Raw genomic sequence first — 1,079 nt, 5'->3', positions numbered from 1 at the left:
GTTCTTAAGTTTGGTGAGTTTACTTTGAAATCTGGCCGTAAAAGCCCGTACTTCTTTAACGCTGGTCTTTTCAATACAGGCCGTGACCTAGCGCGTCTTGGTCGTTTCTACGCGGCAGCACTTGCGGATTCTGGTATCGAATTCGATGTTCTATTCGGCCCTGCGTACAAAGGGATTCCAATCGCGACAACTACGGCGGTTGCACTTGCGGATCACCACGATATCGACACGCCTTACTGCTTCAACCGTAAAGAAGCAAAAAATCACGGCGAAGGCGGTAATCTAGTCGGTTCTGCTTTAGAAGGTCGTATCATGCTGGTGGATGACGTGATTACAGCGGGTACCGCGATTCGTGAATCGATGGAAATCATCAAGGCGAATGGTGCAGATCTGGCTGGCGTATTAGTGGCTATCGACCGCCAAGAGAAAGGTAAAGGCGAACTTTCTGCGATTCAGGAAGTTGAGCGCGACTTCGGTTGTGCGGTGATTTCTATCGTGAGTTTGGGTGACCTAATCACTTACCTTGAAGAAAAAGGTAACGCGACCGAGCATCTTGAAGCGGTGAAAGCATACCGCGCGGAATACGGCATCTAATTTCCCACTTTTTCAATTCAATAAAAAAGATCGGAAGAGCACACGTCTGAAAGAGTGTAGATCTCGGTGGTCGCCGTATCATTAAAAAAAAATGTTAGGTTGTTTTCCGCAAGAACAGCCGTATTGCCTTCATTCAGAGCAGCTACCACTTTTGTACCTAGCTCTAGGGCACCTTGCTCACCTTTAACGCGAGATAGTTCCGCCACAACTTGGTCTTTCACTTCAGCTAATGGAAGCACTGTTTCGTCACGAGAATCTTCAACACGAACAACAATAATGTGCTCAGGCGCAACTTCAATCGCTTCAGAGTTCAGACCGTCTTCTTTCACTTCTGGGCTCAGTAGTGCTTGCATAACGGCTTGGTTACGTAGAACCTCAGGTGCATCAACTTGAGAGATGAAGTCTGTTGTCTTCACTTCTTGGTTAATAGCTTTAGAAGCATCATCTAGTGAATCAGGGTACTCACAAGCAACACGCTCAAGCTC

1 protein-coding gene and 1 pseudogene are annotated in these 1,079 nt (G+C 47.0%); one reads left to right on the top strand and one right to left on the bottom strand.

All coding sequences use genetic code 11. From position 1 onward, the window contains the following. Positions 1–594: orotate phosphoribosyltransferase (gene pyrE, locus R7Q47_RS26220; protein WP_318090257.1), on the top strand; the 594-nt coding region annotated here is incomplete at its 5' end. Between the two features lie 89 nt (positions 595–683). Here pyrE and R7Q47_RS26215 read toward each other — a convergent pair. Continuing rightward, positions 684–1,079, bottom strand: a pseudogene (locus R7Q47_RS26215) (peptidylprolyl isomerase); the annotation flags it as partial.

It is taken from the genome of Vibrio sp. Vb0349, assembly GCF_033338975.1.
This window is presented reverse-complemented; position numbering and strand designations above follow the sequence as displayed.